This window comes from Micromonospora sp. NRRL B-16802, from assembly GCF_001279555.1.
Lineage (GTDB): Bacteria > Actinomycetota > Actinomycetes > Mycobacteriales > Micromonosporaceae > Micromonospora > Micromonospora profundi.
Map to the genome: position 1 here is coordinate 367,143 of NZ_LGEB01000001.1, position 25,879 is coordinate 393,021.

The window sequence follows — 25,879 nt, forward strand, 5'->3', positions numbered from 1 at the left end:
TGGCTGTGCTGGTCTGAACGGAAGATCCGCTGACCGTCGCCGCCGCTGTCGTGCTTGTCGACGGCACGACAGCGGCGGCGGCGAGGTCAGTCGGGGACGGGGATCGGCGCGCTTCGTTGGATGAGCGCGCGGCTGCGTAGCCACCGTTTGAACCACTGGAAGTCCGGCAGTCGGGCCAGCATCGGACCGGTCACCACGGTGATCAGGACGTACGCCGTGGCCAGCGCGGCCAGCCGCGGCTCGACGCTGCCGGCCGCCACCGCCAGCCCGGCGATGACGATGGAGAACTCCCCACGGGGTACGAGTGCCAGGCCGGCCCGCCAGCGACCCGGCTCGCCGATGCCGACCCGGCGGGCCGCGAGGTATCCGGTGAGCGTCTTCGTCGCCATCGTGATCACGGCCAACGCGAGCGCCGGCAGCAGCACCGGTGGGATGTCCCGTGGGTCGGTGACCAGGCCGAAGAAGACGAAGAACACTGCGGCGAACAGGTCCCGCAGCGGCGACAGCATCTCGGTGGCGTGGTGCGCCACCGGCCCGGAGAGCGCGATGCCGACCAGGAACGCGCCGACCGCCGCGGACACCTGGAGCTTCGCCGCGATGCCCGCGACCAGCAGGGTCAGACCGAGTACGCCGAGCAGCAGCGCCTCCGGGTCCTTCGCCGACAGCGCGGCCGAGATCAGGTGGCCGTACCGGATGGCGAGGACAAGCACCACCAGGACGGTGCCCACCGCGACGGCGAGGGCTATGCCGCCGCCGATCAGGCCCGTGCCGGCGAGTACGGCGGTGACCAGCGGCAGGTAGAGAGCCATCGCCAGGTCCTCGATGACGAGCACCGAGAGGATCACCGGTGTCTCCCGGTTACCGAGCCGGCCCAGATCGCCGAGGACCTTGGCGATCACCCCGGACGAGGAGACCCAGGTGATGCCGCCGAGCACCAGGGCGGCCACCCAGTCCCAGCCGAGCAGCAGGGCGAACGCCGCACCGGGCAGCGCGTTGAGTACGCCGTCGATCAGGCCGGCCGGGGCAGCCGAGCGGAGGTTGCCGACGAGTTCGTTGGCCGAGTACTCCAGGCCGAGCATGACCAGCAGCAGGATGACGCCGATCTCGGCGCCGACAGCGAAGAACTCCTCGCTGGCGCCGAGCGGCAGCAGCCCGCCGTGGCCGAAGGCGAGCCCGGCGAGCAGGTAGAGCGGGATGGGTGACAGGCCCACCCTGCGGCTGAGCCGCCCGAGGATCCCGAGGAGGAGGAGCAGCGCGCCGACTTCGATGAGAAGGGTTGTGGAATCGTGCATCCGCCTCAGCCGTCCGGGTCACTGTCGGCGAGGATGGCGGACACGCCGTCGAGCCCTTTGCGGGTCCCGACGACGACCACCACATCGCCGGCTGCGAAGCGGAAGGTGGGAAGCGGTGAGACGTTGACTTCACCGTCGCGCAGCACCGCCACGATGGAGGCGCTGGTGCGGGTGCGTGCCTTGGTGTCACCGAGCATCCGGTTGACGTACCGCGAGCCGGCCGGGATGGCGATCTGCTCGGTGAGCAGACCGGCGGCCTGCTCGCGCAGCCCGGACAGTTGGCCGAGCATCAGCGACGCACCGAGGATGTCGGCCAACGCCTCCGCCTCGTCGTCGGTGAGCGGGATGTCCGACTGGCAGGAATCGGGATCGTCCGGATCGTAGAGGACAAGATCACGGCGGCCGTTCCGGTGGGAAACGACTCCCAGGCGGCGTCCAGACTCCGTCACCAGATCATGACGCACGCCGATGCCCGGCAGGGCGGTTTGCTCGACACGTACTCGCACCGGGCAAGGCTACAGCTTCCGGAACAGGCGGCAGATCCGGAGATGAGTGACCCCTCGGCAATCGAAGGCCCTGACTGGCGGTGGCGTCGCCGCGAGTGATGGGTGTCACAGCGGTAAGGTTGAGTGGAATACGCTCAACTCTGGTTGTGTCCAACCCAATGGACAACGCCGATCCGGGGGAGCCCATGAACGCCGAACGCCTCACCACCAAGAGCCGCGAGACCATCACCGGCGCCGTCGCACTCGCGAACCAGCGCGGCCACGCCACCGTCGAGCCCTGGCACCTGCTGCTGTCGCTGCTGGACACCGACGGTTCGACAGCCACCGGCCTGCTGCGCGCCGTCGGGGCCGACCCCGCCGAGCTGCGTCGGGCAGCCCAGCGCGCTGTCGACGGCCTGCCGGCCGCACGCGGCTCCAGCCTCGCCGAGCCCACCCTGGCCCGGGAGTTCGTCAACGCCATCGGCGCCGCCGAGCAGATCGCCCGTCCGCTGGGCGACGAGTACACCTCCACCGAGCACCTGCTCGCCGGCCTCGCCCGGGTCGGTGGCGCGGTGGCCAGCGCGCTGAAGTCGGCAGGCGTCACCGAGGAGACCCTTGTCGCCGCGTTCCCGACCGTCCGGGGTGGCGACCGTCGGGTCACCACCGCTGACCCCGAGCAGACCTACCAGGCCCTCGCCAAGTACGGCGTCGACCTGACGGCCAGCGCACGGGACGGCAAGATCGATCCGGTCATCGGCCGGGACTCGGAGATCCGCCGGGTCATCCAGGTGCTCTCCCGGCGTACCAAGAACAACCCGGTGCTGATCGGCGAGCCCGGTGTCGGCAAGACCGCGATCGTGGAGGGCCTGGCCCAGCGGATCGTGGCCGGCGACGTCCCCGAGTCGCTGCGCGGCAAGAAGTTGGTATCGCTGGATCTCGGCGCCATGGTCGCCGGCGCCCAGTACCGCGGCCAGTTCGAGGAGCGGCTCAAGTCCGTCCTGGAGGAGATCAAGAACTCCAACGGGCAGGTCATCACGTTCCTCGACGAGCTGCACACGGTCGTCGGCGCCGGCAAGGGCGAGGGCTCGATGGACGCCGGCAACATGCTCAAGCCCATGCTGGCCCGCGGCGAACTGCGGATGGTCGGTGCGACCACGCTTGACGAGTACCGCGAGCACATCGAGAAGGACCCGGCGTTGGAGCGCCGCTTCCAGCCGGTGCTGGTCGGCGAGCCGACGATCGAGGACACCATCGGCATCCTGCGTGGCCTCAAGGAGCGCTACGAGGTGCACCACGGCGTCCGGATCACCGATGCCGCGCTTGTCGCCGCCGCGTCGCTGTCCGACAGGTACATCACCGACCGGTTCCTGCCCGACAAGGCGATCGACCTGGTCGACGAGTCGGCGTCCCGGCTCCGCATGGAGATCGACTCCCGGCCGGTCGAGGTGGACGAGATCGAGCGGGCGGTCCGGCGGCTGGAGATCGAGGAGATGGCGCTGGCCAAGGAGCCGGATGCCGCTTCCGCCGAGCGGCTGGCCCGGCTGCGTCAGGAGTTGGCCGACAAGCGTGAGCAGCTCACTGTGCTCTCCGAGCGCTGGCAGACCGAGAAGAGTCACATCACCAAGCTGTCCACCGCCAAGGAGGAGCTGGAGCGCCTGGGCGGCGAGGCCGAGCGGGCGGAGCGGGACGGCGAGTTGGAGCGCGCCGCCGAGCTGCGCTACGGCCGGATCCCCGCCCTCAAGGTCGAGCTGAAGCAGGCCGAGGAGGAGCTCGCCCAGCTCCAGGCCGACGGGGCGATGCTCAAGGAGGAGGTCGGCGCGGACGACATCGCGGCAGTCGTCGCCTCCTGGACCGGCATCCCCGCGGGCCGGCTGCTGGAAGGTGAGACGGCCAAGCTGCTCCGGATGGAGGAGTCGCTGGGCAGCCGGGTCGTCGGCCAGGCCGAGGCCGTCGGAGCGGTCTCCGACGCGGTACGCCGGGCACGCGCCGGCGTCGCCGACCCCGACCGCCCCACCGGCAGCTTCCTCTTCCTCGGGCCGACCGGTGTCGGTAAGACCGAGCTGGCCAAGGCGCTCGCCGAATTCCTCTTCGACGACGAGCGGGCGATGGTCCGCATCGACATGAGCGAGTACGGCGAGAAGCACTCCGTCGCCCGCCTGGTCGGCGCCCCGCCCGGGTACGTCGGCTACGAGGAGGGCGGGCAGCTCACCGAGGCGGTGCGCCGCCGGCCGTACTCGGTGATCCTGCTGGACGAGGTGGAGAAGGCCCACCCGGACGTCTTCGACGTGCTGCTCCAGGTCCTCGACGACGGTCGGCTCACCGACGGTCAGGGCCGCACCGTGGACTTCCGCAACGCGATCCTGATCCTCACCTCCAACCTCGGGTCGTCGGTGATCAGCGACCTGATGCTGGCCGAGGAGCAGCGCCGCGAGGGCGTTCTCGCGGTGGTCCGCTCGCACTTCAAGCCGGAGTTCCTCAACCGTCTCGACGACATCGTGGTCTTCGCCGCGCTGCGCGGGGAGGATCTGCGCTCCATCGTGGACATCCAGCTCGAACGGATGCGGAACCGCCTCGCCGACCGCCGGTTGGGGCTGGACATCACCGAGCCCGCGCGTCAGTGGCTCGCCGAGCATGGCTACGACCCGATCTACGGCGCTCGCCCGCTGCGTCGCCTGGTCCAGACCGCGATCGGAGACCAGCTCGCCAGGGCCCTGCTCTCCGGCACCATCCGCGACGGCGACACCGTCAAGGTCGACCTCGCCGACAGCAAGGAGGGGTTGGCCGTCAGCGCAGGCTGAGCCGTCCCACCCGGAGCCGACCCCGCCCCGCCGGCGGGGTCGGCTCCGTCTGTCCCCCGAACCTGGGACACCTGATGGAACGCTCGGTAGTCGGGCGATTACCGGCTCGTGCTTGAGTTTCCCCAGGTGCGCGGGGTTGTTACCGTCTGCGCCGACGCACTTGGGGAGGTGGTCGGCATGAACGGTGCCATGGCGTACGTGGTGACGACGCTTGGGTGTCTGGTCGGAGTCGCCGGCATAGTGGTGGCGTTGGTGGCTCTGCGCAAGAGTCGCAAGCAGGCCCCGCCGGCGGCACCCGTGGACCCGTTCCGCGACACCGACAGCGACGCGCTTCGCGGCGACCCGCGCAGGCTCAAGCCCGGCGACATCGTCGAGATCCGCCGCGTGTCGTACGCGGTCCGCGGCTCGGTGTACTTCGCCGAGGGCAGCTGGAGCTGGGCCGAGCACCTGCTGGACACCGTCGACGGTGACAAGCGGTGGCTCTCCGTGGAGGAGGACCCGGACCTGGAGCTGGTGCTCTGGACCGCCGAGCCGGCCGCGACGATCACCCCGGGTGCGCACACCCTCGACTTCGCCGGCCGCCGCTACGCCGCCGAGGAGTCCGGCCAGGCCCGCTACACGGCCGTCGGCAGCACCGGACTCGACCCGAACGGCACCGTCCGCTACCACGACTACCGGACCTCGAGCGGCGAGCGGCTCTCCTTCGAGGCGTACGGGCAGGCCGGCTGGGAGGTCGCCCGGGGCGAGCAACTGCACCGCGCTGACGTGATGGTGTACCCGCAGGCCGGACCGGGAGCGGTCTGACGTGCTGGTCAGCCTCGACACCCCTTATGTGGACACCTGCGCGGCGGACCTGAGCCTGGCAATCGGCGGCCCGGAGCGTCCCGCGCTGCACGTCCGCGACCTCACACTGCCCGGCGACGTCCGGCTGCGGCTGCGCCTGCTCGGCGCGTCCCACCAGGTCGTGCTCACCGACTCCGCAGGTGGTGACGGGCTCACCGAGACGGTCGCCTGCCTGCCCGGTCGCCCACCGCACCTGCCTGGCTCCCTGCACGACGAGGCGGGCGGCTACCGGTTCACCGCCACCGTGCTGCGTCCCGCCGCCGGTGAGCTGCACGCCCGTATCGCCGCGCTCCGCGCCGACCTGGCCGCCGACCCGTACGCCCTGGTCGGGGTCTTTCCCGGGGATCCGGACGCGGTCACCGCGCTGGCTGTACGCACCGATCCTCCGGACGGGTCGGTCGGCTGGCGTACCTGGCACGCATACCCCCAGACCAACGAACTGGTCCTGACCGAGACGGTGGTGGCACTGCGATGACGTACCGACGCTGGATCGTGGTGGGCATGGCGGTCGCCGTGGTCGGCGTGCTGGTCGCCGGCTTCGCGATCGTCAACGGCACCTTCTCGCCCCGCGGCTACGTGAAGGACAAGTACACCAGGGCGGCCAGTCGGGACATCGGCAGGGAAGCGATCGCGTACACCTCGTCGAAGTCGCCGACCCGGGTCGCCAAGGAACTGACCGACAAGTGGCGGCCGAGCGACCGCTACACCGACGGCAGCGGTGTGTACCTGCGCTACGACGACGACTCGGTGGTGATCCTGCCGCTCGCCGCCGGCTCGGTGATCCTGCTCGAAGACATGAAAACCGCACACCCCCGCTACCACTCGACCGTCGGGTCGTACTGGGGCTGGGGACGCGGCAGCAGCGTCCGGGGCGGCGGCCCCGGCAGCGGCAAGTAAGCCTGACGACCGACCCCCTCACCCTGGAGCACTCCTATGCAGAATCTCGTCACCGACCTGCTGGTCACCCTCGCCTTCGGGGTGGTCGGCGTCGTCCTGATGGGCGTCGGCTACGGGCTGGTGGATCTGGCCACCCCCGGCAAGCTTCACGAACTGATCTGGGCCGAGCGCAACCGCAACGCGGCGCTGCTGCTCACCTCGAACCTGCTGGGCGTCGGCATCATCGTGGTCGCGGCGATCGTGGCGAGCGACAACGACTTCACCCTCGGCCTGATCGGCGCGGCGGCGTACGGGATCGTCGGCCTGGTCATCATGGCCGCCGCGTTCCTGCTGCTCGACGCGGTGACCCCGGGCCGGCTGGGTGAGCTGCTCGTCGACCCGGAGCCGCACCCCGCCGTGTGGGTGTCGGCCGCGGTGCACCTGGCCACCGGCGCGATCATCGCCGCCGCCATCATCTGATGACCGGGGCAACACAACCGGGCGAAGCCCGCCGGACGTACCCAGGGCAGGCGTGAGCACCGAGGCGCCGGCGGCTGTCGACGGTGGTTCCGAGACACGGCCGCGCTGGCGGTTCGCCCGCGCGGCCGTGCTGCTCGCGGTCTTCGTCTGCGCGGCCTGCGGGTTGGTCTACGAGCTGGCCCTGGTCGCTCTCGGCAGCTACCTGATCGGCGACACCGTCGGGCAGGCGTCGATAGTGCTCGGCGTGATGGTCTTCGCGATGGGGGTCGGGGCGCTGGCGGCCAAGCCGTTGCAGTCGCGGGCCGCCGCCGCGTTCGCGGTGATCGAGTTGACCCTCGCCCTGCTCGGTGGCCTGTCCGTGCTCGGCCTCTACGCCGCCTTCGCCTGGCTCGACCTGTACGGTCCCGCGCTCGTCGGCACCGCCTTCGTGCTGGGTCTGCTGATCGGCGCGGAGATCCCGCTGCTCATGGTGATGTTGCAGCGCATCCGTGAGCAGGCCGCCGGCAGTGCGGTGGCTGACCTGTTCGCGGCCGACTACGTGGGCGCGTTGCTCGGCGGGCTCGCCTTCCCGTTCCTGCTGATCCCGGTCTTCGGTCAGCTCAAGGGCGCCCTGCTGGTCGGCGCGGTGAACGCGGTGGCCGGTCTCGCCCTGGTCTGCACCGTGTTCCGGGCGGAGCTGAGCCGCCGGGCCCGGCTCGTCATCGGCGCCGGCTCCGTCGTGGTCGCGCTCTGCCTGGGGTACGCGTGGATCACCGCCGCCGATTTCGAGGTGACCAGCCGGCAGCAGCTCTACCGGGATCCGGTGGTGCACGCCGAACGATCCCGTTACCAGGAGATCGTGCTGACCCGGTCGGTGCGCGAGGCCGGTCATGCCAAGTCCGACCTGCGCCTGTTCCTCAACGGCGACCTCCAGTTCAGTTCGATCGACGAGTACCGCTACCACGAGGCGCTCGTGCATCCGGCGTTGAGCGGGTCGCGCGGTGAGGTGCTGGTCCTCGGTGCCGGTGACGGCCTCGCGGTCCGCGAGATCCTGCGTTACCCGGACGTGCGCCGGGTGACAGTGGTCGACCTCGATCCGGCGGTGGTGGCGTTGGCCCGCACCGAGCCGCAGCTGCGGGCGCTCAACGGCGGCGCGCTCGACGACCCTCGGGTACGGGTGTTGAACACCGACGCCTTCGGCTGGCTGCGTACCGCCGCCGAGCGTTTCGACGTGGTGGTCGCCGACCTGCCCGACCCGGACGAGACGGCAACCGCCAAGCTCTACACGGTCGAGTTCTACACGCTGATCCGGTCGGTGCTCGCCGAGCAGGGGCGGCTCGTGGTGCAGTCCGGCTCGCCGTACTTCGCGCCCCGGTCGTACTGGTCGATCGAGGCGTCGCTGCGGGAGGCCGGCTTCGCCACGGTGCCCTACCACGTGGACGTTCCGTCCTTCGGTGACTGGGGGTTCCTGCTCGCGGCGCCGGGAACCGTCCCGCCGGTGCTGGAGTTGCCGGCCGACGCGCCCCGGCTGCGGTTCCTCGACGCGGAGGTGCTGAGGTCGGCGGCGACCTTCCCCGCCGATCGTCCCCGCCTGGACGTGCCCGCCTCCACGTTGTTGCACCCCAGAGTCCTTGACTACGCCCGAGCCGAGTGGCGCGGCTACTGACTCGCCGGGCGTTCTGCACTGATGACGCAAACCTCTTGATCAGGAGGGTGGAGTGGGGCCCGGCGGGGAAAGGATGGGGGCATGTTCGGGATGCGCAAGGCTTGGCAGCGGGACCTCGACGCGGCCATCGACGAGTTGATGAAGGCTGACACGCTCGCCTTCGGCGGCACTGGCTTCGCCGGCACGCTGCTGCCGGTGACCAAGGCGTACCTCCGGGTCGAGGCCGCCCACGGCGAACACCCCGACGAGGTACGCCAGCAGATCGACCGGCTGTTGGACAAGGGGTCGCCTGCCGGCCGGGTGTACGCGGCCACACTGTTGGAGCGGATCGACCCGGCGGCGGCCCGATCGGCCTGGACGTCGCTGCGGGACGACCCCACCGAGTTCACCACGTTCGTCGGCTGCGTCATGGGGCGCTCCACCGTCGGCGACTACGCCACCCAGCGACTCACCGCAGCATGATCCATTCGCCGATCGAGCCTGCCCGATCGGTGCTGCCCATTCCCGGCCTTCCGCCGTACGTTGCCAGCCATGAGTCCGCCAGCCGCCGCGCCGCGTCCGCCCCGCCCCGGCACCGTCACCATCGCGTTCTGGCTGCAACTCGCCGTGGCGCTGATCCTGCTCGGCCTCGCCGCGTTGGCAGTCGCCCAGGCAGTGCACTTCGATGGCCAGATCACCCGTGCCGCACGGCTGGTGCCCGACGCCGACCCGGCCGAGGTGGCCAGCGAGCGCCAGGGCAACGTCCTGATGGCCCTGGTCGTCGGCGTACCGGCCGTGCTGCTGGCGGGGTGGCTCGCCGCCACCGCCGGGCCGCTCCGCCGGGGTTCGAACATCGCACGGATCCTCGTCTTCGCCGCCAGCGGCGCCCAGCTGCTGGTCTGCTTCGGCCAGTGCTGCTCCGGGTTCCTCGTGTCCATGCTGGTCGCCCCGGAAATCGAGGCCCCGTCGTCGGCGGACTTCGACGACGAGTGGGAGACGTCGAAATTCCTCGACACGCTCTACTCCGGCACCGACCCGTTGGACGAGCTGTTCTTCCCGATGGCGGGCCTGAGCGTGCTCGCCGTTCTCGCCCTCATCGGTGCCGTCGTCCTGCTGCTGGCGCTGCCGCCGGCCGCCGGGTGGTTCGTGCCGCGACCCGCGCCCGCCGACGCGGCACCGCCCTCCGGTTACGCAGTAGCCCCGTTCATTCCGGCCGGCTACGCGTACCCGCCGCTGCCGATCGTGGCGCAGGCCCCCGGCGTGCCTGGTTTCCTTCCACCGGGCCAGTACGTCCCGGCCGGATACCTGATCTGCCCGGACCCGGCCGCGCACCTGACCCCGACGCCACCCGGGACGCCGGATGAACCACCCACCACGCCGTCCACAGTGCCGCCGGCCACTCCCGGAGACACGCCGGATGCCGAAGGTAGCTGAGCTTTCGGTCACGACGCGACTCGTTTGGGTGCCGACGGTTGTTACCGTCTGCGCCGACGTACCTGGGGAGGTGGTCGCGTGGACGGGGCGCTTGCGTACCTGGTAGCGGTGGTGGCCGTACTCGTCGTGGTCGTGCTGGTGGTCGTCGTGCGGGCCGCGACCCGGCCCGGCGGCGCGTCGCCGGACGGTCGGCCGGCGCGCGGCGGGGCCACGGACGCACCGCGTGGCGGCCGGCACCGGCTGGCCGTGGGCGACCGCGTGCGGATCGGCGAGCGAGAGTACGTCGTGAACGGCACCATCCGCCTCGTCGAGGGGGACTGGAGTTGGGTGCAGTACCTCCTCGACGACAACTCAGGCCCCGCGCGGCGGCTCTCCGTGGAGGGTGCGGGCGGCGCCGACCTGGAGCTGGTGCTCTGGACCGCCGAGCCGGGCGCGACCGTCACCCCCGGCGCCCCGACCATCGACCTCGGCGGGCGGCGGTACACCTGGGCCGAGACCGGGCAGGCACGCTACACAGCCATCGGGGAGACCGGCCTGCCGTCGGCCGGGACGATGCGCTACCACGACTACCAGTCCGGTTCGAACGCCCGGCTCTCCTTCGAGGCGTACGGCGAAGAGGGCTGGCGGGTCGCCCGGGGCGACCTGATCGACCCCGCCGACCTGGCGATCCGGCCGGCCGGCGGGGAGCGCTGAGGCGTATCCCACGGGCGCGGCGTGACCCGCCCGGCATGCCAGGGTGGCTGGTTGTGGATACGGTGTGGGCGCGATCTTAAGGGAAGGAGAATCGTGGTCGATTCCCAGAGCACGCCGGCCCGCCAGCGGCCGTCCGTCGTGACGATTTCCAGCTATCTGCTTTTCCTGTTCCTGGCGTGCCAGGTGATCAGTCTCATCCTCAGCCTCTCCACCCTCGGCAAGTCGCGCGACGTGCTCCGCGACGCGTACGCGGGCAGTACCGCCGAGGGCGCGGACCAGGTGGCGGATGTCTTCTTCGCCTTCGGCCTCGGCAGCAGCATCCTCGTGCTCCTGCTCGCGGTCGTGCTGGGCGTCCTGGCCATCTTCAACAACCAGGGCCGCAACGCCGCACGGATCACCACCTGGATCGTCGGCGGCATCATGGTCTGCTGCGTGGGTGGCACGCTGCTCACCGGCGTGGCGGGCAACTTCACCACCACCGGCGACACCAGCGGTGACATGCCGAGCGGCGAGGAGATCCAGCGACGTCTGGACGAGGCTCTGCCGTCCTGGATCACGCCGGTCAGCGTCCTGCTCGGCATCGTCAGCCTGCTAGCACTGCTCGCGGCGCTGATCCTGCTGGCCCTGCCCAAGGCCAACGAGTTCTTCCGCAAGCCCGCCGTGGGCTGGGAGCCGCCGACCCCGGGAACCAGCTACCCGGGCTACCCGCAGGCGTCCGGTCAGCCGGGCTACCCGCAGGCTCCGGGCCAGCCTGGCTATCCGCAGGGGTCCGGTCAGCCGGGCTACCCGCAGGCTCCGGGTCAGCCGGGTTATCCGTCGAGTGGCGAGCCGGGCTACCCGTCGACTCCGGGCCAGGCGTCCGGGTCGGATCAGCCGGGCACCCCGCCGTCGGCACCGCCCGGCACGGACCGTCCGGACGACACCCCGCCGGCCGACCGCCCCGGGACGCCCCCGACGAGTTGACCGACCGATAAGCACGACGCCGACGATCCCTCCGAGTAGGTTGCAACCCGATGCCTACCGGAGGGATTCGTCGTGTCGTACCCCGAATCGGTACCGGCCCGCCGGCCCGCCGTGGTCCTGCTGGCCGCGACAGTGCTGCTGGTGATGGCGGTCGTCGCGCTCGCGTACGCCGTGGTCGGCCTGGCGACGGTGGGCGGAACCGTCGACGCGTTCCGTCAGGCGGCCCGGGACACGTCGGCCACCACGCGGCAGATCGACGACGTGGTGACCCTGCTGCGCGTGTCGATGGTGCTGTCGGCGGTTGTGGCGGCGCTGTCCGCCCTGGTGCTCATGGGCCTGTTCCTCTGGTTGCTCACCGGTCGGCCCGGTGCCCGGGTGGCCACCTGGGTGGTCTGCGGACTCGGGCTGCTCGCCGGCTGTTGCAGCGTGGCGGTCCTCGTCGGTGAGCGCTCGGCTCCGCTGCGGCTGGGCGCCGACGAGCGTGCCACCACCGAGTTGCTGGGCCTGATCGGCGACGCGTACCCGTCCTGGTGGATCCCGCTGAACGCGGGGCTTTCGGCCGGACAGGGCCTCGGTTACCTTGTCGTGGCAACGCTGTTGGTCCTGCCGGCGGCGAACGCCTGGTTCGGTCGACACCGCCGCTCGGCGCCGTCCGTGCACCCGGGCTCCCTGCCCGCCCCGTTCCAGCCCTCCGCGCCCCCGTACCGCCCAGGTGAGGACCGCCCGTGACGCCCGACCCCACGACCGTTGAGCGACGTGCCCTGGTCACCGGGGCCACCGCTGGCATCGGCGCGGCCTTCGCTCGACGCCTGGCAGCCGACGGTTGGCACCTCGTGCTTGTCGCCCGCGACGCGGGTCGACTGACCGAGCTGGCCGCGGAGTTGGGGTCCCCGCAGGGCCGCGAGGTGGAGACGCTCTCGGCGGACCTGTCCACCGACGACGGCTGCGCCATCGTCGAGCAGCGGCTGACCACCGGAAGCCCCGTGCACCTGCTTGTCAACAACGCCGGCATCAGCCTGAACAAGCCGTTCCTGCGCTCCACTGCGGAGGACGAGGCCCGTCTGCTGCGGCTCAACGTGCACGCGGTCATGCGCTTGACGTTGGCGGCGCTGGGTCCGATGACCAAAAGGCGGGACGGGGCAGTGATAAATGTCTCTTCCGTGGCGGGCTTCGGTGCGGTGATGCCCGGCTCCACATACTCGGCCAGCAAGGCATGGGTGACCAACTTCAGCGAGTCCGTCGGCCAGTCGACGCGCCCGTTCGACGTCCGGGTGATGGCCCTCTGCCCCGGCTACACCCGCACCGAGTTCCATCAACGAGCCGGCATCGACATGTCGAAAACGCCTGAGTGGATGTGGCTGCGGGCCGAGGATGTCGTCGACGAAGCCCTGCGTGACCTGCGGAAAGGCAAGTTGGTAAGCGTTCCGGCGTGGAAATACAAGGTGGCTGTCGCCGGTCTGCGCCACGCGCCGCGTCGGCTCCTGGAGGCGGTCGCCCGGGACACCCGGGGCCGGATCGGCCGCGACGAGCGCTGACCCGCCAGCACCCAACCGCGTCGTCCACCCCATCGGCGGGCGTCGCCACGCTGACCGCAGGCCAGTTGCTGAGCGTAGTCGAACATCGCCAGTCATCGGTCCCTCAGGGGCCTGATCAGGGTGGACCCCGCACACGGCGCTCAGACTTGCGCAGTAACCTCTATCGCCATGGGGGACCACGACGACCTGCGTAAATTCATTTCCGACCTGGCTGTTGTCCACGGCCGGGTCGTGCTCTCCTCTGGACGCGAGGCAGACTGGTACGTCGATCTGCGGCGTGTCACGCTCCATCACCAGGCCGCTCCATTGGTCGGCCGGGTGATGCTCGACCTCACCGCCGACTGGGAGTACGAGGCCGTCGGTGGGCTCACCCTGGGCGCGGACCCTGTCGCGCTCTCGATGCTGCACGCCGCCGCTCCGACCGGCCGTGCCCTGGACGCCTTCGTGGTGCGCAAGGCGGGCAAGGCCCACGGTCTACAGCGGCGGATCGAGGGACCGGAGGTGGCCGGTCGTCGGGTGTTGGCAGTGGAGGACACGTCCACAACGGGCGGAAGTGTGTTGACCGCTGTCGAGGCGCTTCGCGAGGCCGGAGCCGAGGTCGTGGGCGTGGCGGTTATTGTTGATCGAGGCGCCGGCGACGCGGTGCGAGCCGCCGGATTGCCGTACAAGGCGGCCTATACGTTGGCTGACCTCGGCCTTGTGGCGTAAAAGTTTGCCGATTCGGATCTGCTGATATGCAGGCGGATCGATGCTGCTGGTGGAAGGATGGAATACGTGGGAACTGCGTTGGCCGAAATGACTATGCCTCAGATCTCGCCGCTTGCCGGTGAGCCGATCGAACGTGCTGATGCCGAGCGTCTCGCAGGGGTCCTCAAGGCCCTTGCCGATCCCGCCCGGTTGCGGCTGCTCAGCCTGATCCAGTCGGCCCCTGAGGGCGAGGCGTGCGTCTGTGACCTGACGGCGCCGCTCGGCCTCTCTCAGCCGACGGTCAGTCACCACCTGCGTATCCTCACCGAGGCCGGCTTGCTGGAGCGGGAGAAGCGCGGTGTCTGGGCGTACTACCGGCTGGTCCCGAGTGCGATCGCGACGATCGCCGACCTGCTGACCCCGCCGCGTAAGCGGGCCACCAAGAAGGCCCGCTGAATTAGGCACTGCGCATCGTCCCTCGCCGGGACGATGTCCGGCGGCGAGCCAGGGGTGGCGCCACCGGTGTGATTTCTGCTCGTCCCCGGTCGCGCACCGCCGGAGGCGGGGCATGACAGGTCGACGGCCGACCCCCTCACCAGGGGGCCGGCCGTCGCCGTACCTCCGACTCAGCGCTCCTGGCCGTGCTCCCGGCCGGTGCGCGGGTGCTCGTGGTGGTCGAACGTCTCGCGCACCGCTTCCACGGCACCGGCAGCGCTTGCCGCCGCGACCACAGCTACCGCTTCGCCGCGCCTGCGGGCCCGCCGGTCCCGGAGGAACTCGAAGAAGATCGGCAGCACCGAGATCACGATGATCAGGGCGACCACCGGCAGGATGTAGTGGTCGATCTTGTCGCCGATGGCTTTGTAGATCCGGTCGGCCAGCAGGTAGCCGATCAACAGGATGCCGTCCACCCAGAGCACCGCGCCGACCACGTTCCACAGCAGGAACTGCCGAGCCGGCATGCCGAGCGCACCGGCGACCGGGTTGAGGAAGGTCCGCACGATCGGGATGAAGCGGGCCAGCACCACGGCCTTCGACGGGCCGAACTTCTTGAAGTAGTGCTCGGCCTTCTCGACGTACTCCCTCTTGAACAGCCGGGAGTTGGGCCGCTCGAACATCCGGCGGCCGTACCGTGCGCCCAGCCAGTGACCCAGCTGCGCGCCGACGATCGCGCAGATCGGCCCACCGATCAGCAGACCGGCCAGGGCGAGCCGCGTGCCGCCGCCGAAGATGGCGTCCGCCACCGGCGAGGCGGCCACCCCGGCGAGGAAGAGCAGCGAGTCGCCGGGGAAGAAGAAGCCCACAAGCAACCCGGTCTCGGCGAAGAGGATCACCCAGACACCGACCAGCCCGAAGGTCTGCAGCAGATCCTTCGGGTCGAGCGGGTTCAGGGCGACGCTCTCCGTGAGAGCGCGGGTCTTTTCGGCTGTGTCCACGGCCACAAAGGGTACCGAAGTCCGCGTTTCTGGGTGCGCCGGACCGGGCCCCGGCACCCGCCTGCGGAATCTTTCCCCGACGGTGCCGAAACGACCGGTGCCCCGCCGACCGGAAGCGGTCGGCGGGGCACCGGGTGGTTCGGGATGGATCAGGCCACGAAGCGGGTCCGGCGGCGCTTCGCCACCAGGTAGCCACCGACGCCCACGCCGAGCAGCAGGACGCCGAGGCCCGCGATCAGGCCGGTGGACTGACCGGTGATCGGCAGCGCGCCCCCGTCACCTTCGCCGCCGCCCTGACCGCTGGCCGCGTTCACCAGGATCTTGGCGCTGTCGTTGGCCGGCTTCAGGTCCTCGTAGAAGCCGCCCTCGCACTCGCACGGCACATTGACCTTCACAGTGCCCGTGGCGTTGGCGATGACCTTGTCGATCCGGAACTTGAACTCGCCGGTCAACTCCTCGCCGGCTGGCGCGAACGGGCCCGGGTAGCACCGGTACGACGCGGCACCAGGGGTGCCAGCCTTGTCCCACGCGGCGTTGTCGCCGGTACGCGGCGCACACTCCATCGGCACCTCGACGGCGGTGGTGCCGGTCGGGACCGTCACGTCGACGTACGTCACGGCGGAGTCGCTGCGGATGTAGTCCAGCGTTGCCGGCCCGTTGTTGCGGAACCCGAGCGGGGTGCTCAGAACCGCACCCTTCTTGCCGGTGAGCGTGGCACCGATGGCCTCCAGGTCGGCCCCGTTCTTGCCGGTGACGTTGACCGTCAGCCCACTGAAGTTGTTGCTGGGGTCGGTGTCGGTCTGCGCGGCACGGGCCGCACGGGCGGAGACCGTCTTCAGCGACAGCGTCTTGCCGGTGCCGCGACGGGCCTTCTCGGCACCGACGTCTTCGCGGATACCGAGGAGATCCTCCAGGTCGGCCGGGGTCATGAACCGGATGTAGCTGTACTCGCGGCCCGGCGCGTAGGTGTCGGTGGCCAACTCGTAGTTGAGGGTCGCCGTCGCACGCCCGGCGACGGGGATCTTCTCGTCGAACGAGCAGGCGAAGAGGAAGTCATCGACGTAGAGGCAGTTGTCGAACCGCTCCTTGGTCCGGATGCCGTAGTCGCTGTCGAACAGTGCCACGACACCATCGACCTCGGTCGTGCCGGCGTTGATGACCGTCAAGGGAGCCTGGAACTTGCCCCCAGGCGCCGCCGTCGCGGTGGTGTCCGGGCCGCCCTGCAGGTCGACGCCCTCGCCGACCCGGATCCGGGAGGCGTAGCTGGCGATTTCCTTGCCTGCGGCCTTGAGGCTGATCTTCAGCTCGCCGGCGTCGCCGGTTGCCGCCTTGTCGGTTGGCGCGATGACGACCTCGCCGAAGAAGCCGCCGTACAACTCGTCGACGCTGACCGGGAAGGACTCATTGCAGAGCAGGACGCCTTCGCCGTCGGCGGCGCAGTCGTTGCCGAGCCCGCCAGCCAGCGTGATCTTGCCGGTGAGGCTGCGGTAGTCGTAGCGAACCGAGACCTTGTTGAGCACCGTGGACTCGCTGCTGTACAGCGCCGGCGACCGAACGACGCCAGAGGAATCGGCGGCGACGGTGACGTCCTCGAAGTAGAGCTCGAACTCGGCCGCGGGAGCGGCGACGGCCGGGCTGGCGGAGGCGGCGACGAACGCGCCTACTACGCCCAGGCCGGCGAGCCAACGCCGGGTGGAGTGGGTGGGCATGAAGGGGATTCCTCCAACAGGGGGATCGATACGGTGGGTGGATCTTAAGAAGTGATTAAGTTCGCCGCTGCCCTGATCGCCGCCCGGCCGCCAAGACCAACCGAACGGTTGATCAGCGTCATCGCTACGTTCGGTCTGTTCACGACGTGGCCCCACCGTCCTTGGGACGGTGGGGCCACGTGAGGCGGGATCGATCAGGCGACGAAACGGGCGCTGCGGCGTCGGGCGAGCAGGTAGCCACCCGCGCCGGCGACGAGCAGCAGGCCGCCGAGGCCGGCCAGCAGGCCGACGGGAGAGCCGGTGATGGGCAGCGCGCCCCCGTCATCCTCACCGCCACCGCCGCCCGCGCCGCCGCCCGGGCCCGCGTTCACCACGATCGGGGCCTTGTCGTTCGCCGGCTTCGTGTCGCCGGTGAAGATGCCGCCGCTCGGGCACTCGCAGGGCGCGTTCACCTGCACCGCACCGCGGGCGTTGGCGATGACCTTGTCAATGCGCAGCCGGAACTCCATCGTGTACGTCCTGCCGGCCACCAGCAGCATCTCCGAGGGGCAGACGTACGTCCGGGTGCCCCGCTGCAGTTCGCAGGTAGCGGGAACCTCGACGGCGCTGGTGCCGGGCGGCAGCTCGACGGCCGTGTGGGTGGGGGCCTCAAAGTCCCCGTTCACCGCGTCGAGCGTGGCTGGCCCGTTGTTCCGGAAGCCGACGGTTGCCGTGACGACGTCGCCGGCTCTGCCCTTGAGCGTGGCGCCGATCGCCGCGAGGTCGATGCCGTTCTTTCCGGTGGTCTTGATGGTCCACCCGGTGTAGTCGTAGCCCGGGCCGACGTCGGTCTGGTCGGCCTGCCGCATCCTGCTGGGCGCCTCGGCCAGTGTCAGCTTCGGGCCGCCGCCGCTCGTGGCCCTCCGTGCGCCAGCGGCTTCCCGGACGCGGGTCAGGTCCTCGAAGTCGGCAGTGGTCATGAACTGGGCGTAGCCGGATTGGTTGGACGGGGCGTAGGTGTCCTTCGCCAGCTCGAAGTCGAGCGTGGTGGCGAGGCCCTCGCCGACGGGGATCTCCTCGTCGAACTGGCAGGACAGCAGGTGGTCGCCGGAGTAGAGGCAGTTGCTGAACCGGTCCCTGGTGCGGATCGAGTAGTCGAGATCGAAGACCGCCGCGAACCCCTTGACGACCTTGTCGCCCACGTTGGCCACGGCCAGTGGCACCGTGAACTTGCCACCCGGCTTGGAGGCGTGCTCGGTGAACGGCCCGCCGGCCAGGTCGACGCCTTCCCCGACGCGGACGCGCGAGGTGTAGCTGCCCTGCCGACCGCCGGCCGCCTGGAAGCTGACCGCCACGTCGCCGGAGTCGCCGACCTTCGCATCGTCGGTCGTGGTGATGCGCACCCGCTTGGTCACGCCGCGGTAGAGCCCACTGCCAATGGGTGGCAACTCGTAGAGGGAGACATCCTCGGACTCCGCGCAGACGAGAACGCCCGGCTCCGGGGTCGTGCACTTCTGGCCGTCGTCAGGCGCCACCGTGATCTTGTTGGTGAGGGAGCGGTAGTCGTACCGCACGGAGACGTCGGTGAGGGCCGTCGGCTCGTCGGCGTACAGGAACAGGTTGCGGGTGGTTCCCGTCGATCCGACGGCCAGTGTGGCGTCCTGGAAGTAGGGCTCGATCGCGGCCGCCGCGCCCACGGCCGGGGTGGCGGCCGCGGCGACCAACGCGCCCGCGGCGCCGACAGCGGCCAGCCAGCGGGTCGATTGCTTGAGCATTGGGGGTCCTCCCGTGGGGGATACAGGTGGCGCCCGTCCAACCTAGTTAGACGACCGGCCCCTACGGTGGCCCTGCGTGATCGTTCTTCGTCTATCGAACCGAACGGTTGAGCACCTCTGCCGCAACGGGCAGCCGGCTGGCGGCGGGATCAGCGGTAGTCGTCCTCGTCGCCGGTGACCACCCGGGCCTGTTCCATGGCGTCCCAGTCGCCGACCTCCATGCCGCGGTGCGGCTCCGAATCGACGTCGGTGGGGTCGACCACTGCCGCCTGCTCGACGGCGTCGGCCGGCTCGGCCTCGATGTCGCGTTCGTCGGCTGCGAGGTGGTCGCCGGGGACGAAGTCCTCGTCGGGCTGACCCATGCTGGTCCCTCCCAGGTTCTCGGGGCACGGCTCCCACCACCGTACGGGCTGCGCCGGCAGCGCGCGCGGAAGCCGAGTCGGCGGAATCAACCCGTCGAGGTGGGCCCCGATGCCAGGATGGGGCGGTGGGCTTCCTCATCCGGCTGGTGATCACCGCTGTCGCGCTGTGGGTGACAACGCTCATCGTGCCCGGGGTCGACGTGCATGGCCGCTCGGGCAGCAACACGGCGCTGACACTGATCGTGGTGGCGCTCATCTTCGGTGTGATCAACGCGGTGCTCAAGCCGGTCATCAAGGTCGTCGGCTGCGTGTTCTACCTGCTGACCCTGGGCCTGTTCGCGCTGGTGGTCAACGCCCTGCTGTTCCTGCTCACCGACCGGATCGCCCGAGGGCTCGACCTGCCGTTCCATGTGGACGGCTTCTGGGCGGCGTTCTGGGGAGCGATCGTGATGACAGTGGTGACCTGGCTGATCAGCGTCATCGTCCCGGACAGCCTGGGTGAGCGGTGAACGGCTGGCACCGGGTCGATTGGCCCCGCGCACCTCGCCTACGGGATACTTCCGGACGGAGGACAGCGCGGTCCGGCGCACACGTGAACAACAGCGGCCAGCACGGCCGAGAGTGGTAAGTAAGGAGCACATCACATGCCCATCGCTTCCCCCGAGGCTTACGCGGAGATGCTGGACCGCGCCAAGGCTGGCCGGTACGCGTACCCCGCCATCAACGTGACCTCCTCCCAGACGCTGAACGCGGCGCTCAAGGGCTTCGCCGACGCGGAGAGCGACGGCATCATCCAGGTCTCCACCGGTGGCGCCGAATACCTCTCCGGTCCTTCGATCAAGGACATGGTCACCGGCGCGGTCGCGTTCGCCGCGTACGCGCACGAGGTGGCCAAGAAGTACCCGGTCAACATCGCGCTGCACACCGACCACTGCCCGAAGGACAAGCTGGACGGGTTCGTCCGGCCGCTGATGGGCATCTCCCAGGAGCGGGTGAAGCGCGGTGAGGAGCCGCTGTTCCAGTCGCACATGTGGGACGGTTCGGCAGTGCCGGTCGCCGAGAACCTGGAGATCGCCGCCCAACTGCTCGACGAGGCCGCCAAGGGCAAGATCGTCCTTGAGATCGAGGTCGGCGTCGTCGGTGGCGAGGAGGACGGCGTCGAGAACGCCATCAACGACAAGCTCTACACCACGGTCGATGACGGTCTGGCCATGGTCGAGGCGCTCGGCCTCGGCGAGAAGGGCCGCTACATGGCGGCGCTGACCTTCGGCAACGTGCACGGCGTCTACAAGCCGGGCAACGTCAAGCTCCGTCCGGAGATCCTGAAGCAGATCCAGGACGCCGTCGGCGCCAAGTACGGCAAGGACAAGCCCCTCAGCCTGGTCTTCCACGGTGGCTCCGGCTCCCTGCTGAGCGAGATCCGCGAGGCGCTCGACTACGGCGTGGTGAAGATGAACATCGACACCGACACCCAGTACGCCTTCACCCGGCCCGTCGCGGACCACATGCTCCGCAACTACGACGGCGTGCTGAAGATCGACGGCGAGGTCGGCAACAAGAAGCAGTACGACCCGCGTACCTGGGGCAAGGCCGCCGAGGCCGGCCTGGCGGCCCGGGTCGTCGAGGCGTGCGAGCACCTGCGCTCCACCGGCACCACGATGGCCAAGTAACGACGTACCTACCGACGGCCGGCTCTCCCTCGGGGAGCCGGCCGTCGCCGTCAGGCGGTCAGCAGGTGCACGGCCTCACGTACGTCGTCGGTGAGGTGGATCGTCGACGACAGGTCGCCGAAGGGGGACGCGGCAAGCAGCGGACGCAACAACGCCTCCACCGGCAGCTCGCGGGTCCAGTAGTCGCGGTCCAGGAAGACGTACGCGCCACTGGCACCGTCGGTGCCGTAGTAGGTCTTGGTGGCCGCCTGGAACACCTCCTGCAGAGTGCCGGCCCGCCCCGGGGCGAAGACGATGCCACCTCGGGCGAGCCGCAGGATCGTGTCCTCCCGGATCGCGTTGGAGAAGTACTTGGCGATCCGCCCGGCGAACAGGTTCGCCGGTTCGTGCCCGTACAACCAGGTGGGGATCGCCAGCCCGCCGGCCCGCGCCCAGCTCGCGTCGTCGGTGCCGTCGGAACGCTGCCGTGGCAGGCACGCGTATCGCTGGCGCACCGTCAACGCCACCGCCGTGTACCGCTTGTGGTCGGTGAAGTCCGGGGCCGTCGCCAGCAGGTCGATCGCCGCCGTCAGGTCCGTCGCCGGCCGGTCCGCCAGGTAGGCGCCGAGGTTCGCCGCCTCCATCACGCCGGGACCGCCGCCGGTCACCACCAGCCGGTCGGCCCGGGCCAGTTCCCAACCCAGCACCGCCGCCATCCGGTACGCGGGACTGCCGCGCCGCACCGCGTGCCCGCCCATGATGCCCACAACCGACTGCGGGCCGTGCCCTGCCAGCCAGGCCCGGGTGGCGTCGGCGAGCGCATTGTCGACGCCGTGGTCGTGCAGCCGCTGACCGAGCGCCTCCTTCACGTCCGGCAGCGCGCCGCCGTGCGCCCGGTAGTGCTCGTACACCCGGGTGTCGTACATCCCGGCGAAGCCGCCTTCGGCGAACCCGGCGGCCAACTCCTCCGGCGCGTACAGATGCGTCGGCTGGGTCGGATACGGCAACCCGGAGAACGGCGGGACAACGTTCGCGCCACGCCGGACCAGGTCGGCGCCGACGTCCCGGGAGGCGAACCGGCAACCCACGAAGAGGGTGCCGGTGACCTCGACGCCGGTCAGGTCGGGTGCCGGGGCGAGGTCGAGGCGCAGCCCCTGCACTGTGAACCCGCTGAGGCGGCCGGTGGCCAGTTGCCTGTCGAACTCGTCCCGGGTCTGGATCTCGTTGGCGTGCAGGTGCGGCTCGATGACGTCCGCTGGAGGTGGAGTCGGCACCCGGCCATCCTGCCCCCAGCCAGCTGCGGGCCAAACCTCGGGCGGGGTGGAACCGACAGGAGCCCGGTGGTGGTGGCCACCGGGCTCCTGCGTAACCGGTTCCTGGGGAGGCTCCGGACTAATAGTTGTAGCGGAAAATATCTGTCGCCGGCATGGGCCTCAGGCGTGACCAACTCCTCAGCCGTTCAGCGGAACACGTGGGCCGACCCGCTCGCGCGTCGCCCTGTCCAGCGGGTTGAATGGGGCGATGCAGAACCTTTTGCCAGAGCCACCGGCCACCCTCCTACCCGCGGACGGCGAGGCCGACGCCGCCCTGGCCGGCGCCGAGGAGGCCGGCACCGACGAGGCGTTCGCCCAGGTGGCAGCCCGATTCCCGACCTACAGCGCGGCCTGGGCCGAGCTCGGTGCGCGGGCGTTCGCGACCGGCCAGGTCGTGACGGCGTACGCGTACGCCCGCACCGGCTACCACCGTGGCCTCGACCAATTGCGCCGCAGCGGCTGGAAGGGCCATGGCCCGGTGCCGTGGTCGCACGAGCCCAACCGGGGCTTCCTCCGCTGCCTGTACGTGCTGTCCCGCGCCGCCGACGAGATCGGTGAGGCCGACGAGGCGGCCCGCTGCGCCCAGTTCCTGCGCGACTGCGATCCGGCGGCGGCCGACGCGCTGGCCAGCCACTGACAGGTCCGAAGGCCGGCCCGACACCGGGCCGGCCTTCGGTGGGCTACAACCCTTCGGCGACCGCGGCGGCGATCTTCAGCCAGGCGTCCCGGGTGGCCGAGGACAGCCCTCCGTACCGGATCGGCTCGCCGCTGTCGATAAGCCGCTCGTACGGGGCGAGCAGCACCGCCCGGGTCCGCGCCGCGAAGTGCTCCTGGATGGCCGGCAGGTCGATCTCCTTGCGCGACGGCGGCATCGACACGACAGTCACCGCCTGCCGGACCAGCCGCTGCCGGCCGCTCTGCTCCAGGTGGTCGAGCATCCGGGCGGCGGTCTCGGCCGAGTCGTTACGGGCGGACATGGTGACCACGAGCTGGTCGGTGGCATCCATCGAGGCCTGCCAGTTCTGCGCCCGGACGTTGTTCCCGGTGTCCACGAAAATCAACTTGTAGAACCGGCTGACCACCTCGCGGATCTCGGCGAACGCCGCCGCCGTGAGCATCTCGCCGCCGGTCGCCGACTCGTCCGACGCGAGCACGTCGAACATCCCCTCGCCCTGCGAACGGACGTACTGCGAGAGGTCACCGACCCGCCCGTGCGCGCCCTGGAACTGCCCGAGGTCACGCAGCATGTCCCGCACGGTGCGGGAGTGGAAATCCTGCTGGGCCCGCATCCCGAGGGTGCCCTGGGTCTCGTTGTTGTCCCAGGCCAGCACGTACCCGCCGCGCTTCTGACCGAACGTCATGGCGAGCAGCAGGATGGCCACCGTCTTGCCGGCGCCGCCCTTCGGGTTGACGACCGTCACCTGCCGCAGCCCGCCGAAGTTGCGGCGCACCATCTCGATGTCCCGCTTCAGTTCCTGCTCGTGCCGCCCCGGCGAGAGCCGAACCAGACCGATCTTGTTGACCACCGCTCGTACACCCATTGTGGCCACCGGGTCGGCGGGCCGGACCTGCCGACGCCGGGCGAAATCCTCGGCGGTCGGTGCCGCAGTGGTCTCCGGCGTCCAGGTGGCGTCCTGGTAGCCGGCGGCCGGGACCCTGGCCACCGGATCGGTCTCCTGGTACGACTGCGGCGGCGGTGGAGCCGCAGCCGTGCCCTGCTGCCAGGGCGGCGGATACCAGCCCGGTGACGGCGGGAAGGGGCCCGGAGGCGCAGCCGCAGCGCCCGCCTGCTGCGGGTCGGGTGGCGGCGGGACCGGCGCCGGGCCGACCTGGCCGGGAATCGGGTACGCCTGACCGGAGTAGGCCTGACCGGCGTACGTCTGCCCAGCTCCGGCGGCCGGACCACCGGCCTGTGGTGTCTGCGGGACGGGCGGGGCGGGGATCGGAGGTATCGCGGTGGTGGCCTCGTCGTGCGCCGACGGGGTCGAGTTGGCAGGCCGCTGCGGCGGGTACGCCCACGGCGACTCGGTGGCCGGCCGCGCCGTCCCGACGGCGGTGCCGTTCCCCCCGACGTCGCTACCGTTCCCTGATCCGGCCTGCGGTGCCGGCTTGCCGTCGGCCACTGGACCGTCCGCCGGTTCGCCTGTCGTGGGAGTTGTCGGCCCGGCGACGGCGGGTCCGGTCGTTGCTTCCGGCGTAACGGTGGGGGTCACCGGGGGGCGGTCCAGGGAGAACGGCTGGTCCAGGTCGACGCCGCCCGGCGTGACCGGCGTGGCGGGAACGGACGCCGAACCCCTGCCGCCGGGCTGCGGGGCCCCGAACGCGGTGCCCGCCGCGTGGGTCGCGTTCGGCGTGCTGGTGCCCGCCGCGTCGCTCGCACCCGGCGTGCCCGTGCCCGCTGCTTCGGTCGGGCTGACGGTCACGCCGTTCGGCGGGCCGACATGTGTGGCTGCTGGTCCCGTCGGAGTGTCGGCGTTCGTCGGTGAGCCCGACGACGGCGTCGACGACACGGGCGGCACCGGCGGCTCTGCCGGTGGCCAACTCGGCTGCGCCGGAGCCCAGCCCGAACCCGCGCCGGACGGGCCGGCGGCTCCCCAGCCGGTCGGCGGCGGCACCGCGCCACTCAGCGACGGGTAGTCCGACGGCGACGGTGGCGGCAGGGGCGTGGCCCCGGGCTGCCCCGGGACCGGTGGGCGGCCGATCGGTGGCGCGGCCACAGGCGGTGTAACGGCCGCCGGCGGCGTGGGAGCCGGTTCGCCCCGCTTTTCGGCGACCGCCGCCCACGGTGGCACCACATCCGCGCCCCGGCCGGCGGGATCCGGAGGCCAGAGTGGTTCGATGTCCCGCTCCGGCACCGGCTGCTGGCCGGGCACCTGAGCCCGGTCGGCGTTCTTGTCCATTACGGTTCCTCCCCAGTCCTCCTGCGAGGATAGGCCCATCGACACGCGTCGGCCGCGTGGCGCAGCCAGGGTCAGCTCACCCAGACCGCCCAGGCGCCCGGCTCGATCCACCAGGAACGCTTGCGGGTCAACTCGCCCTCGACACCGTCGTCCAGGTAGGGGACCTTGCCCTCCCGGGGCACCACCGACACGGCCCGGCCGCGAGCCCGGCGCACCTCCAGGCGTACCCGCTTGCGACCGAACGTCGAGCGGACGACCACCGGGACGGCCACCGCGACCTCGACCTGGCCGTCGCCCGGGTCCGGCGCGGGAAGCAACGTCACGTCGTCGAGCGACGCGTACCCGCCGGCGTTGCCGATCGCGCACGCCAGCAACGGCTCCTCGCCGTTGGACAGGATGGCGTCGTCCACCTCCACCCGGGCCCGCCAGTGCAGCGGACGGCCCGCGTCGTCGGCGGCGCCGAGCAGGGCGCCGTCCAGGGTCACCGAGCCGCCGTCGTTGCGCAGCAGGTCCAGCCGGCGTGGCGTGCCGTCCAGCACGGCGACGGCCACGGCAGCCGGGTCGCGGGGCAACCCGAGCTGCGCGGCCAGGTCACGGTGGGTGCCACCACGGGCCGGGTCGAGCGGGAGTACGGCAACCGGCGGCAGGTCGGGCAGCGTCCGGTCGCCGGGCAGGTCCGCTGGGCGACGGCTCGGCGGTGGCGCGTACCGGCGAACCATCCGGCGCAGGACGGCGCGCAACTGCGCGTCGCTCGCCGTGGCGACGACCAGCCGGGTCTTGCTGTCCGAATCGGGCCAGGTGAGGCCGTCCTGGCGGACCGGACCGTCGAGTTGTGCCAGCACCGCGTCGATCTCGGCGTCCGAGCGGGCCGTGACGGTCTGCACACGGGCACCTCGGGCGGTCAGCGCGTCCGCGCAGGCAAGCACCGGCACCCGCGGCCGATCCGTGGAGCACCCGTCGGCGGTGCCCTGCCCACCCTTGCCATTCCCGGCCTCGGCCGGAGCGTCGGCACACGAGTCGGTGCCGGCCTCGGTTTCGGCTGGTGA

The 25,879-nt window shown here is 70.8% G+C and carries 25 protein-coding genes and 1 pseudogene; 17 read left to right on the plus strand and 9 right to left on the minus strand.

Annotation, left to right across the window (positions count from 1 at the left end):
* Window positions 1-86 precede the first annotated feature (86 nt).
* Window positions 87-1,292, minus strand: a complete 1,206-nt coding sequence (locus tag ADK66_RS01735) for a cation:proton antiporter (protein ID WP_053651906.1) — start codon at window positions 1,290-1,292, stop codon at window positions 87-89.
* A gap of 5 nt (window positions 1,293-1,297) precedes the next feature.
* Entirely contained in the window at window positions 1,298-1,798 is a 501-nt protein-coding gene (locus ADK66_RS01740) for a cation:proton antiporter regulatory subunit (protein ID WP_053651907.1), read from the minus strand.
* 185 nt (window positions 1,799-1,983) lie between these two features.
* Between ADK66_RS01740 and clpB the strand changes: the two genes are divergently transcribed.
* The 14 genes from clpB (at window position 1,984) to ADK66_RS01810 (ending at window position 14,166) form a co-directional block, all read left to right on the plus strand.
* Window positions 1,984-4,575, plus strand: a complete 2,592-nt coding sequence (clpB, locus tag ADK66_RS01745; RefSeq protein ID WP_053652342.1) for an ATP-dependent chaperone ClpB — start codon at window positions 1,984-1,986, stop codon at window positions 4,573-4,575.
* Between the two features lie 177 nt (window positions 4,576-4,752).
* Window positions 4,753-5,379: a DUF4178 domain-containing protein gene (locus ADK66_RS01750; protein ID WP_053652343.1), complete on the plus strand. Its 627-nt coding sequence runs from the start codon at window positions 4,753-4,755 to the stop codon at window positions 5,377-5,379.
* Window position 5,380: 1 nt separating this feature from the next.
* Complete coding sequence (locus ADK66_RS01755; protein ID WP_053651909.1) at window positions 5,381-5,893, plus strand: DUF2617 family protein; 513 nt, start codon at window positions 5,381-5,383, stop codon at window positions 5,891-5,893.
* Window positions 5,890-6,315 (plus strand): DUF4247 domain-containing protein, encoded by a 426-nt coding sequence (locus ADK66_RS01760; protein ID WP_053651911.1) that lies wholly within the window; start codon window positions 5,890-5,892, stop codon window positions 6,313-6,315. The genes ADK66_RS01755 and ADK66_RS01760 overlap by 4 nt, the downstream gene beginning before the upstream one ends.
* Window positions 6,316-6,351: 36 nt before the next feature.
* Window positions 6,352-6,774, plus strand: a complete 423-nt coding sequence (locus tag ADK66_RS01765; protein WP_053651913.1) for a DUF350 domain-containing protein — start codon at window positions 6,352-6,354, stop codon at window positions 6,772-6,774.
* A gap of 52 nt (window positions 6,775-6,826) precedes the next feature.
* A complete protein-coding gene (locus ADK66_RS01770; protein WP_053651914.1) occupies window positions 6,827-8,419 on the plus strand; it encodes a polyamine aminopropyltransferase in 1,593 nt (530 codons plus the stop codon).
* An 81-nt stretch (window positions 8,420-8,500) separates the two neighbouring features.
* Window positions 8,501-8,881 (plus strand): hypothetical protein, encoded by a 381-nt coding sequence (locus tag ADK66_RS01775; RefSeq protein ID WP_082377120.1) that lies wholly within the window; start codon window positions 8,501-8,503, stop codon window positions 8,879-8,881.
* 69 nt (window positions 8,882-8,950) lie between these two features.
* On the plus strand, window positions 8,951-9,832 hold the full coding sequence (locus tag ADK66_RS01780; RefSeq protein WP_053651917.1) for a hypothetical protein: 882 nt from the start codon (window positions 8,951-8,953) through the stop codon (window positions 9,830-9,832).
* A gap of 78 nt (window positions 9,833-9,910) precedes the next feature.
* Window positions 9,911-10,525 carry a DUF4178 domain-containing protein gene (locus ADK66_RS01785; RefSeq protein ID WP_053651919.1) on the plus strand — a complete coding sequence of 205 codons (615 nt, stop codon included), beginning with the start codon at window positions 9,911-9,913 and terminating at the stop codon, window positions 10,523-10,525.
* Between the two features lie 93 nt (window positions 10,526-10,618).
* Complete coding sequence (locus ADK66_RS01790) at window positions 10,619-11,488, plus strand: hypothetical protein (RefSeq protein WP_053651921.1); 870 nt, start codon at window positions 10,619-10,621, stop codon at window positions 11,486-11,488.
* Between the two features lie 72 nt (window positions 11,489-11,560).
* Window positions 11,561-12,217: a hypothetical protein gene (locus ADK66_RS01795; RefSeq protein ID WP_053651923.1), complete on the plus strand. Its 657-nt coding sequence runs from the start codon at window positions 11,561-11,563 to the stop codon at window positions 12,215-12,217.
* Window positions 12,214-13,023: an SDR family oxidoreductase gene (locus ADK66_RS01800; protein ID WP_053651925.1), complete on the plus strand. Its 810-nt coding sequence runs from the start codon at window positions 12,214-12,216 to the stop codon at window positions 13,021-13,023. Before ADK66_RS01795 ends, ADK66_RS01800 begins: the two co-directional genes overlap by 4 nt.
* Before the next feature lie 168 nt (window positions 13,024-13,191).
* Window positions 13,192-13,731 (plus strand): orotate phosphoribosyltransferase, encoded by a 540-nt coding sequence (gene pyrE / locus ADK66_RS01805; RefSeq protein WP_053651927.1) that lies wholly within the window; start codon window positions 13,192-13,194, stop codon window positions 13,729-13,731.
* A gap of 57 nt (window positions 13,732-13,788) precedes the next feature.
* A complete protein-coding gene (locus ADK66_RS01810; protein ID WP_007454255.1) occupies window positions 13,789-14,166 on the plus strand; it encodes a helix-turn-helix transcriptional regulator in 378 nt (125 codons plus the stop codon).
* 170 nt (window positions 14,167-14,336) lie between these two features.
* Here ADK66_RS01810 and ADK66_RS01815 read toward each other — a convergent pair whose 3' ends face one another.
* From ADK66_RS01815 to ADK66_RS01830, 4 genes are all read right to left on the minus strand, one after another.
* Complete coding sequence (locus ADK66_RS01815; RefSeq protein WP_053651929.1) at window positions 14,337-15,152, minus strand: DedA family protein; 816 nt, start codon at window positions 15,150-15,152, stop codon at window positions 14,337-14,339.
* Window positions 15,153-15,295: 143 nt separating this feature from the next.
* Window positions 15,296-16,855: an LPXTG cell wall anchor domain-containing protein gene (locus ADK66_RS01820; RefSeq protein WP_053651930.1), complete on the minus strand. Its 1,560-nt coding sequence runs from the start codon at window positions 16,853-16,855 to the stop codon at window positions 15,296-15,298.
* Window positions 16,856-17,049: 194 nt separating this feature from the next.
* A complete protein-coding gene (locus tag ADK66_RS01825; protein WP_053651933.1) occupies window positions 17,050-18,609 on the minus strand; it encodes a hypothetical protein in 1,560 nt (519 codons plus the stop codon).
* 149 nt (window positions 18,610-18,758) lie between these two features.
* Window positions 18,759-18,971: a hypothetical protein gene (locus ADK66_RS01830; RefSeq protein ID WP_053651935.1), complete on the minus strand. Its 213-nt coding sequence runs from the start codon at window positions 18,969-18,971 to the stop codon at window positions 18,759-18,761.
* A gap of 125 nt (window positions 18,972-19,096) precedes the next feature.
* Between ADK66_RS01830 and ADK66_RS01835 the strand changes: the two genes are divergently transcribed.
* Window positions 19,097-19,480 (plus strand): phage holin family protein, encoded by a 384-nt coding sequence (locus ADK66_RS01835; protein WP_053651937.1) that lies wholly within the window; start codon window positions 19,097-19,099, stop codon window positions 19,478-19,480.
* A 135-nt stretch (window positions 19,481-19,615) separates the two neighbouring features.
* On the plus strand, window positions 19,616-20,641 hold the full coding sequence (fbaA, locus tag ADK66_RS01840; protein ID WP_053651938.1) for a class II fructose-bisphosphate aldolase: 1,026 nt from the start codon (window positions 19,616-19,618) through the stop codon (window positions 20,639-20,641).
* A gap of 50 nt (window positions 20,642-20,691) precedes the next feature.
* Here the strand turns inward: fbaA and ADK66_RS01845 are convergent, their stop codons facing one another.
* On the minus strand, window positions 20,692-21,894 hold the full coding sequence (locus tag ADK66_RS01845) for an LOG family protein (protein ID WP_053651940.1): 1,203 nt from the start codon (window positions 21,892-21,894) through the stop codon (window positions 20,692-20,694).
* A 247-nt stretch (window positions 21,895-22,141) separates the two neighbouring features.
* On the opposite strand from ADK66_RS01845, the gene ADK66_RS01850 reads away from it, so the two are divergent.
* On the plus strand, window positions 22,142-22,570 hold the full coding sequence (locus tag ADK66_RS01850) for a DUF3151 domain-containing protein (RefSeq protein ID WP_053651942.1): 429 nt from the start codon (window positions 22,142-22,144) through the stop codon (window positions 22,568-22,570).
* Between the two features lie 43 nt (window positions 22,571-22,613).
* Here the strand turns inward: ADK66_RS01850 and ADK66_RS01855 are convergent, their stop codons facing one another.
* Entirely contained in the window at window positions 22,614-24,452 is a 1,839-nt protein-coding gene (locus ADK66_RS01855; protein WP_369814751.1) for a chromosome partitioning protein, read from the minus strand.
* 452 nt (window positions 24,453-24,904) lie between these two features.
* Window positions 24,905-25,771, minus strand: a pseudogene (locus tag ADK66_RS01860) (hypothetical protein); the annotation flags it as partial.
* Window positions 25,772-25,879 lie beyond the last annotated feature (108 nt).

Bases quoted from the DNA above. Each gene is read 5' to 3' on its own strand.
- ADK66_RS01830 (WP_053651935.1), bottom strand. From the start codon at position 18,971: ATGGGTCAGCCCGACGAGGACTTCGTCCCCGGCGACCACCTCGCAGCC.
- ADK66_RS01750 (WP_053652343.1), top strand. From the start codon at position 4,753: ATGAACGGTGCCATGGCGTACGTGGTGACGACGCTTGGGTGTCTGGTC.
- ADK66_RS01820 (WP_053651930.1), bottom strand. From the start codon at position 16,855: ATGCCCACCCACTCCACCCGGCGTTGGCTCGCCGGCCTGGGCGTAGTA.
- ADK66_RS01735 (WP_053651906.1), bottom strand. From the start codon at position 1,292: ATGCACGATTCCACAACCCTTCTCATCGAAGTCGGCGCGCTGCTCCTC.
- ADK66_RS01780 (WP_053651917.1), top strand. From the start codon at position 8,951: ATGAGTCCGCCAGCCGCCGCGCCGCGTCCGCCCCGCCCCGGCACCGTC.
- ADK66_RS01810 (WP_007454255.1), top strand. From the start codon at position 13,789: ATGGAATACGTGGGAACTGCGTTGGCCGAAATGACTATGCCTCAGATC.
- ADK66_RS01825 (WP_053651933.1), bottom strand. From the start codon at position 18,609: ATGCTCAAGCAATCGACCCGCTGGCTGGCCGCTGTCGGCGCCGCGGGC.
- ADK66_RS01775 (WP_082377120.1), top strand. From the start codon at position 8,501: ATGTTCGGGATGCGCAAGGCTTGGCAGCGGGACCTCGACGCGGCCATC.
- ADK66_RS01765 (WP_053651913.1), top strand. From the start codon at position 6,352: ATGCAGAATCTCGTCACCGACCTGCTGGTCACCCTCGCCTTCGGGGTG.
- fbaA (WP_053651938.1), top strand. From the start codon at position 19,616: ATGCCCATCGCTTCCCCCGAGGCTTACGCGGAGATGCTGGACCGCGCC.
- ADK66_RS01760 (WP_053651911.1), top strand. From the start codon at position 5,890: ATGACGTACCGACGCTGGATCGTGGTGGGCATGGCGGTCGCCGTGGTC.
- clpB (WP_053652342.1), top strand. From the start codon at position 1,984: ATGAACGCCGAACGCCTCACCACCAAGAGCCGCGAGACCATCACCGGC.
- ADK66_RS01850 (WP_053651942.1), top strand. From the start codon at position 22,142: ATGCAGAACCTTTTGCCAGAGCCACCGGCCACCCTCCTACCCGCGGAC.
- pyrE (WP_053651927.1), top strand. From the start codon at position 13,192: ATGGGGGACCACGACGACCTGCGTAAATTCATTTCCGACCTGGCTGTT.